At 70.6% G+C, this 7,058-nt stretch carries 9 protein-coding genes and 1 pseudogene; 4 read left to right on the top strand and 6 right to left on the bottom strand.

The annotated features are described in order from the left end of the window. Positions 1 to 89: 89 nt before the first annotated feature. Positions 90 to 755 (bottom strand): NAD(P)H-dependent oxidoreductase, encoded by a 666-nt coding sequence (locus ABZW10_RS38505; protein WP_355376330.1) that lies wholly within the window; start codon positions 753 to 755, stop codon positions 90 to 92. Positions 756 to 853: 98 nt separating this feature from the next. On the opposite strand from ABZW10_RS38505, the gene ABZW10_RS38500 reads away from it, so the two are divergent. After that, positions 854 to 1,366: a MarR family winged helix-turn-helix transcriptional regulator gene (locus tag ABZW10_RS38500; RefSeq protein WP_355376327.1), complete on the top strand. Its 513-nt coding sequence runs from the start codon at positions 854 to 856 to the stop codon at positions 1,364 to 1,366. Positions 1,367 to 1,407: 41 nt separating this feature from the next. On the opposite strand, the gene ABZW10_RS38495 is transcribed toward ABZW10_RS38500, so the two are convergent. After that, positions 1,408 to 2,247, bottom strand: a complete 840-nt coding sequence (locus ABZW10_RS38495; RefSeq protein WP_355376325.1) for a LuxR C-terminal-related transcriptional regulator — start codon at positions 2,245 to 2,247, stop codon at positions 1,408 to 1,410. 157 nt (positions 2,248 to 2,404) lie between these two features. Between ABZW10_RS38495 and ABZW10_RS38490 the strand changes: the two genes are divergently transcribed. Continuing rightward, positions 2,405 to 2,968, top strand: coding sequence for a S1 RNA-binding domain-containing protein (locus ABZW10_RS38490; RefSeq protein WP_355376322.1), 564 nt, complete (start codon positions 2,405 to 2,407; stop codon positions 2,966 to 2,968). Between the two features lie 29 nt (positions 2,969 to 2,997). Here ABZW10_RS38490 and ABZW10_RS38485 read toward each other — a convergent pair whose 3' ends face one another. The 4 genes and pseudogenes from ABZW10_RS38485 to ABZW10_RS38470 form a co-directional block, all read right to left on the bottom strand. Beyond that, complete coding sequence (locus tag ABZW10_RS38485; protein ID WP_355376319.1) at positions 2,998 to 3,369, bottom strand: hypothetical protein; 372 nt, start codon at positions 3,367 to 3,369, stop codon at positions 2,998 to 3,000. A 275-nt stretch (positions 3,370 to 3,644) separates the two neighbouring features. Continuing rightward, the gene (locus tag ABZW10_RS38480; RefSeq protein WP_355376332.1) at positions 3,645 to 4,046 is read right to left on the bottom strand and encodes a HEAT repeat domain-containing protein; all 402 of its coding nucleotides are present in this window, start codon (positions 4,044 to 4,046) and stop codon (positions 3,645 to 3,647) included. Positions 4,047 to 4,052: 6 nt separating this feature from the next. Next, positions 4,053 to 4,148, bottom strand: a pseudogene (locus ABZW10_RS38475) (hypothetical protein); the annotation flags it as partial. A 66-nt stretch (positions 4,149 to 4,214) separates the two neighbouring features. Then, positions 4,215 to 4,982, bottom strand: coding sequence for a hypothetical protein (locus ABZW10_RS38470; protein WP_355376316.1), 768 nt, complete (start codon positions 4,980 to 4,982; stop codon positions 4,215 to 4,217). A gap of 855 nt (positions 4,983 to 5,837) precedes the next feature. Between ABZW10_RS38470 and ABZW10_RS38465 the strand changes: the two genes are divergently transcribed. Continuing rightward, a complete protein-coding gene (locus ABZW10_RS38465; protein ID WP_355376313.1) occupies positions 5,838 to 6,002 on the top strand; it encodes a hypothetical protein in 165 nt (54 codons plus the stop codon). A 165-nt stretch (positions 6,003 to 6,167) separates the two neighbouring features. After that, positions 6,168 to 6,914: a hypothetical protein gene (locus ABZW10_RS38460; RefSeq protein ID WP_355376311.1), complete on the top strand. Its 747-nt coding sequence runs from the start codon at positions 6,168 to 6,170 to the stop codon at positions 6,912 to 6,914. Positions 6,915 to 7,058: the final 144 nt, after the last annotated feature.

Below are 7,058 nucleotides of genomic sequence, written 5' to 3'. Positions count from 1 at the left end.
GAACCACGCGGCCCCATCGAGACCGAAGCAGCCCGCCGCCTCGCCGACGACCTCAAGAACGAGTGATCACCCGATTACCCAACACTTTCTCAGGCGGCCGGGGTCTCGGCGGGGACGCGGGCGGCCAGCTCCTTGACCCGCGCCAGCGCGGCGACCCGGCCCGTCTCGTAGGTGTCCTTGAACTGCGCGAGGAACGGCATGACCGTGGCGTGGGTCAGCTCGGTGTGCACGAACTCCACGTCCTCCACCCCGAGCACCGTGAAGTAGCCGCGCAGGAAGGGCTCCTGGAAGTCGAAGCCCTCCCGGGGCATGCCGGGGCCGTAGGCGCCGCCGCGGGCGCTGAGGATCACGACGGACTTGCCGGCCAGCGGCAGCCAGGGCAGCGTCACCCGGTCCATCCAGGTCTTGAGGGACCCGGGGACGGTGAAGTTGTACATGGGCGTGCCGATGACCAGCACGTCCGCCTCGATGAGCTGCACGATCAGCGGACGGGTCTCGGCCCAGGCCTCCTCCAGCCCGTGCTCGGCGACCAGCGCGTCCATGGTCGCGAGGTCCTTGATCCCGTTCATCCCCGACAGCGTCATCAGCGTCGCGCGGGCCTCGTCGATGGGCTTCACCGGCTCCGCGACCAGGTCGCGGTAGGTGTACGCGCCATCGGGGTTGGCGGCCTTCCAGTGCTCGACGAAGACACCTCCGAGCTCCCGGGAGAACGACGTGCTCCGGACACTGGCATCGAGGTGCAGCAGCTTCCGCATGGCAATCCCTTCCAGTCAAGACGATCTGAAGACTCGATCAGGGTAGTCAAAGATAATCTCGAGTCAAGACGATATTGGTCCTTTGCTATTCTGTCGGTATGGCCCACACCTCTTCCCCCGACGACCAGGCGTCGGACAGCCGGCTCCACAGCGACCTGCACTGGCTCTTCGCCCGTCTCAAGCAGGGGCTCGCCACCGCGGAGGCATCGGCCGTACGCGAGCACGGCCTCTCTCTCTGGGGCTACACGGTGCTGATGGCGATCGTCGACGCACCCACCCGCAGCCAACTCGCCCTCGCCCACGCCGTCTCCGTCGACAAGAGCAAGCTCGTCCTCGTCCTCGACGAACTGGAAGCGGCCGAGTTGGTCCGGCGCCGGCCGGACCCGGCCGACCGGCGGGCCCGGATCGTCGAGGCGACCGACACCGGCCGGCTCCTCCTCGACGCCGCGCGCGAGGACGTCCGGGCGATCGAGGAGGGCCTGCTCGCGGACCTGGATCCCACGGCCGCCGGGACCCTGCGCTCCGTCCTCGGCCGGCTCGCCGGCGCACCGGTCGCCCGCATCGAGAACGGGCAGGAGTACAACGACGCCTGCGCCCCGGGGCGGCCCTGACGGCCGTACCGGGGCGCACGTGACGACCGCAACGGCGCCGCTCACACCTTGAGCACCTGGCCGAGTTCCGAGCGGCTCTGGATGCCGAGCTTGCGGTAGGCCCTGGTCAGGTGCGTCTCGACGGTCCGCCTGGTCGCGAACAACTCGCGCGCGATCGATCCGTTGGTCCGGCCCCCGGCGGCCAGCTGGGCCACCCGGAACTCGCTCGCCGTGAGCGCCTTGGCCCCGGCGTGCTCACGGCGCCGGGGCAGCCCACCGGCGGCCAGCAGCTCCGTGTGGACCCGCGAGGCCAGGCGGACCGCGCCGAGCTGCTGGGCGAGCGTCAGGGCCCGGCGCAGCGAATCCCGCGCCGCCCGCCGGTTGTTCGCCCGCCGTTGCACGATGCCGAGGCCCGCCTCGGCGTACGCCTCCTCCAGGCGGGCCGGGCCGGAGCCGAGCGCCTTCACCGCCTCCGCCAGGCACTCCGCCCCCTCCTCTCCGCCGAGCACCAGGCCCTTCGCCCGTAGGGCCACCCCGATCGCCCGGGTGGTGCCCCACTGGCGGGCCACCCTCAGCTCCTCCTCGGCCAGCCGGAGGGCGCCCTCGGTGTCCCCCAGCCGGTTGCGCATGAAGGCCGCCTCGGAACGCCACCGGGAGACCGCCGGATTGACCGTCCCCCAGAGGGCCATCCGCCGCCCGCTCTCGGCCAGGTCCTCCAACGCCCCCTCGATGTCCCCGCGGGCCCCCTTCAGTCGCCCGCGGGCCTCGATCACCATGGTGTGCGGCCACAGGCCGGGGAGTTCGTCCGCATAGCCACGCGCCTCCCGCAGCGCCGCCGCCTCCTCGGTGCGGTCGAGTTCGACCAGCGCCTTCAGCAGCGGCGCCAGCACCAGCGACTGCATCGGGTCCGGGCCCCTCGGCGCGCCGAGGACCTAAACGCCCGCAGGGCGTGATCACATCTGCCGCAAACGGAATAACTCCGAACCGCAGCCTGGCTGTTCGCCGACCGCCGGCGCACGAACCAGCACGAACGCGACTCCTGACTGCCATGATCAGCACATGAGTGAGTACTCCTGGCCTTGGGAGAACTACCAGGACCGAGCAGCCACCGCCCGCGCAGCCTGGACCGAAACCGTCCGAGCCCTGCCGATCGGGACCCGGATCACAGGCGAGGTCGTCGGGCGGCAGCCCTTCGGCGTGTTCCTCGCAATCGACGGCCGGCCCGACGCCGTCGGCCTCGCCAAAGTCACCGCCATGCCCAGATGCCTGGACCTGCCCGCGGTCGGCAGGCGTGTCACCGGGGAAGTCGTCTGGCATGCCGATCACAACCACCAGGTCGGGGTCACGCTCGCCACCTGGGCCCACCACGAGGACCTGCTGGCCACCTTCGCCGACCGCATCGGCCAAGTCGTCACCGGACGCGTCACCAAGACCGTGCCGATCGGAACATTCGTCCGCATCGCCCACTGCGTCGAGGGGCTCATTCCTTCCACCGCGCCCTCCGACGCACCCGCGAAGGAGGTCGGGCAGGCCGTCCACGAAGGCCAAGAGGTCTTCGTGCGGATTCTCGATGTCGACCTCGAACAGCGCCGGATCAGTCTGTCGGCGGAAGGCTTGCCGTAGGCGCGTGGAGCGGGACAAGGGTCGCAGCGTCAGGAGGAGACCATCCACGCCGGAGACTCGATGCCCCAGACCTGGTTCCAGGCCAGGCAGTAGGACTGCGACTCCGGTCCCAGGTCATCCCAGAGCAGGCCGAGATCGAAACCCTTGTCCCATGCGTTCAGAAGGGCGTCAAGGAAGCCGGTGGCGACCGCTGCAGCATCGACCTCGCTGCCTTCGCGGAGCACCCCTTCCAGGATGCTCAGCACTCGCTGCCGTTGGTCCTGCGTCAGCTCCGACGCGACCCCGACGAAGGCGTCGGCCAGCCGGGCGGCCCGGAAGATCAGCGAGAGGTCGTCGTCGACAGTTACATCCAATGCATCGCTGATCGCCACCACGTTCCGCCACCACTCGGGCATGCTCATCGGCGTCCCTCCCAATCTGTCGCGACATCCTGCCACGCCGAGTCGAACGGCTTGCGAGGAAAGGTGGTACGGCTCGCCCACGCGACCTCCCCAGACAGGCACCGCCAGCTTCGGGAAACGATCACCGGCGCGACGGGAAACGATCTCCGAGAGCCTTCTTGCCTTGTTGGTCGCACGCACTCGTCAACGGCCCGGGAGGACGACCATCTTGTGCTCGGGCATCGTCTCGTCCCCGGCTGACCCCTGCGGGCGCGGGGAGAGCACGGCGGCGTCCGTCATGTCTGGTCGCTCCGATTGCTCGCGCGGTAGTGCCAGAGGCCGGAGGTCCGGTGGTCGTGCTCCGAGAACGCGTCGAGCGGTCCGACCCGCTCGTACGCCTCCTCGGTGCGCGGGTGGTCGCGACGGGCCAGTGCCCAGGCTGCCTCCAGGCGCAGATCCGCGTCGTCCTCGTCGAGGAGTGCGAGGAAGGCGTCCAGGACGGGGGCGCTCCGGTCGTCGTAGCCGGAGAGGGACTCTGTGGCGCGGCGCCGTACCCAGGGGTTCTCGTCGCGGATCAGCACGAGCAGAGCGCCCCGGATCGCCGGTTCGAGTCGCTTGTCGGGCGCCGACCACGAGGGGAACATCTGGGCGACAGCGGCCCGGACCTCGGGCGCGGGATCGTGGACGAGGTCTAGCAGTGCCGGTGCGGCCCGCTCCCGGTCCAGGCAGAACACGGCCTCGCTGCGTACGACCGGGTCGGGATGGCCGATGCAGCGCAGGCCGATGGCCTCCTGCTCCGGGTGGTTATGGCTGGTGAAGGCGTCGAGGACGGCGGCGAGGACCCGTCCGTCGGGTTCCTCCTGTGCCTAGGACGCCAGGAAGTCGGCGTCCTGGGCGATGTCCGGTGCACGGTCCACCTGCGTGAGAAGGTTGCGGTGCCAGATGACCTGGGCGAGGAAGCGGCGGTGAACGGGTTCGGGGTGCTGGCGCAGCGAGGTGAGTTCGGACCAGATGCGTGGGCCGCGGCGCTGGCCCACGTAGTAGGCAGCGGCAAACCAGTTGCTGTCCCCTTCTCGGGTGTGCGGGATGGCGCGGGCCATCACTTCGTCGAGCGGCGGAAACACGCCGAACGCCCACTCCAGGTGGGTGAGGATAGCCCCGTGGCCGTCTCGCACGGTGTGTCCGCCGAGGGAGAACTCGTTGATCACGTCACCGTGAGGGTCGTCGACCCGGCGCTTGACGGCCGGCTCAGTGGCTCCGGTCCGGCGGCGCAGTTCTTCGACCGCGCCCGTCTCGTGCCAGTTCCGGGCCAGGTCCAGCAGTTCCCGCCGGGAGGCCTCGGGCAGGCGAAGCCGAGGTTCGTTTCCGAGCATCATCGAGACCAGCGTGGGGGAGCCAGTGTCGACGGCCCGCAGCAAGGGGGTGCCACCGTCCGGAAGCTCGCGGTCCTGGTCGGCGCCCCCATCGACCAGAACCTCGGCGGTGAGGTGATCGAACCTGGCTACGGCGGTGCAGAGCAGGGGAAGTCCCTCAGGGCCTGAGGTGTCCGGCACCGCCCCCTGTTCCAGAAGGGTCCGTGCCGTGTCGGTGTCCCCGGCGGTCACGGCGCTGACCAACCGGTTGGCCAGGTGCAACGACGAATCCGTCAACGCTCCCCCCGGATGGCGTGTTCGAAGTGAGCAACGTATCCGAAGCAACGGCTGGGGGCCGAGGCTTATTCGTTGGCGACGCGGCGCTCAGCCGAGCTGGACGGAAGACGGCGCTGTGTGGAACCCGTTCGTCGGTCCCCATCGATGCAGCCCCAGCGTGTGAGTTTCAGCTGACGGCCAGCCGAGAATCCGCGAACCTGCGAGCGGCTGACCCCCGCGGGCGCAGGGAGGACAACCCGGTTCGGCTCCACCTGAGCCCTGCCCAACGGCTGACCCCCGCGCAGGCGGGGGTCAGCCGCCCGCCACCGCCCCACCGCCCGGTCCGTCGCCGAGGCGGCCGCTGAGCAGGCCCGCGCCACCACGGCCCGGTACCTGCTCCTCGAGCGCCTGGAGACCGTGCGGGCGCTGCGCGAGCGCGCCGACCGGCTCCGCTCGACCGCGACCGCCGCCGCCCCGGTTCGCGAGGCGGTGAACGCCTGATGCCCCCGACCCCGACCACCGGAGCCGATCTCGCCCGCACCGCGCTGCGCGCCGCCCGCCAGGCCGCCCAGACCCACGCCAACACGCCCGCCCCGCAGAACACCCGCGCGGCCCGGCCAGCCACCGCCGTACGGCGTGGCCCGCGCGAGCCGGAGCTCCTCGCGGAGGCGTTCCTCGCCCTGGGCGCCAGTCCCGAGGCCATGGCCTCCCTCGCCGCCCCGACCAGCGGGCAGAAACGGACCCCGGCCGGCGAAGCCTTCGCCCGGGTGCGTGCCGCCGCCAGCAGGGACCACCGACAGCCCCGGCCCGATGACGCGGTCCGGGAAGACACCGAGGTCACCTCCCGCCACGCAGGCAGAGTTGGACGCCCTGGGCTACACCAGCGACGTCATCGTCACCCAGACGGTCCGCACGACCGTCCGGGCCGACGGCACACCCATCGGAAAGGCCCTGACCGCCCAGGGCGGCAGCACCCCGGTCGTGCGGTGGGTCGATCCCGCCGACCTCGACCCGGACGAACCCTGAGCTACTCCCGGGCGCTACCAGGAGAGGAACCATCGGTCCGCTGCGTACGAGGTTTCCGCATTCCCACACGCGAGCTGGCCAGCGTCCGTACGATCAGCTCGTTCCGGACCATCCGGCGGAGCCGATGAAGGGTCGAGAGGGCATGGGAGGGTGTCGATGGGGCCTGTGGGCTGGATCCTGATGATCGTGCTGGGGGCCGGCATTGCCGCAGTCTGGGTGATGCTGCGCTACCCCGGCGGATGGCGGTACGCCTTCAGCCCGGACTACACCGAGCAGAGGCAGGACCTGGACGCCGCTCGCGGCAAGCTTCGCGGTCTCGAGCGCGCGGCGGGCCGCGAACGCGATGCCGTCTGGGCCGAGGTCGGGGCCGCAGAGCGGGCCCACCGGGATCGGGTCAGCCAGGCTCGGGCACGTCTGGCCTGGCTGAAGGATCCCGGTCGGGGCGTGCTGAAGTCCTCGCTCGGGGACATCCTGCGGCTGTACGAACACGCGCTGGGCGTGACGGTGGACGGCTGCACCGTCGAGCACCCGCTGCACGAGGTCTCGGTCCTCGACGACTACTCGGGCAAGGACGGCCACGTCTACGTGGCTCTCCCGAACGGTCGCCGGCAGATGGTGACCGTCTCGCTGGAGGAAACGCCTGAATCCGAGGTACGGAAGTTCGTGGTCGAGGCGTTCAACGCCGTCGCCGATGCCAAGGTGTCCAGGGCCGAGCGGTTGGGGCTCGTGCCGCGAGCCGAGGCTGAGCTGAAAGACGCGCTCGCGGACACCACCGCCCAGGAACAGGCCCGAGAGCGGCTGTCCGAAGTGTTGTCCCGCCAGAAGTCGGATGTGCGCATTCCCCGAGCCCGCCACGAACTCGACGCGGCCCAGGACCGCTGGGAGCAGCTCACCGGCCGCCGCCCCAAGTAGTCGGCCACCGAACGCGCCCGCTGGAGCGATCCCGCTACTGAACTTGAATGCGTGATGTCGCTCGGACGGGTGAAGCAGTAGCGTTCGCGTGCCGGCGGAGGGACGGTCCCGGTAGTCGTGTGCTGTGAGGTATGCACAGGGCGG

Source organism: Kitasatospora sp. NPDC004723 (genome assembly GCF_040609255.1).
Taxonomy (GTDB): Bacteria; Actinomycetota; Actinomycetes; order Streptomycetales; family Streptomycetaceae; genus Kitasatospora.
The sequence above is the reverse complement of the archived record's forward strand: the minus strand, read 5'-3'. Positions and strand labels throughout refer to the sequence as shown.

What these genes read in the sequence shown, in the direction of transcription:
- ABZW10_RS38485 (WP_355376319.1), bottom strand. Translation starts at nt 3,369, where the DNA reads ATGAGCATGCCCGAGTGGTGGCGGAACGTGGTGGCGATCAGCGATGCA.
- ABZW10_RS38500 (WP_355376327.1), top strand. Translation starts at nt 854, where the DNA reads ATGGCCCACACCTCTTCCCCCGACGACCAGGCGTCGGACAGCCGGCTC.
- ABZW10_RS38495 (WP_355376325.1), bottom strand. Translation starts at nt 2,247, where the DNA reads ATGCAGTCGCTGGTGCTGGCGCCGCTGCTGAAGGCGCTGGTCGAACTC.
- ABZW10_RS38490 (WP_355376322.1), top strand. Translation starts at nt 2,405, where the DNA reads ATGAGTGAGTACTCCTGGCCTTGGGAGAACTACCAGGACCGAGCAGCC.
- ABZW10_RS38505 (WP_355376330.1), bottom strand. Translation starts at nt 755, where the DNA reads ATGCGGAAGCTGCTGCACCTCGATGCCAGTGTCCGGAGCACGTCGTTC.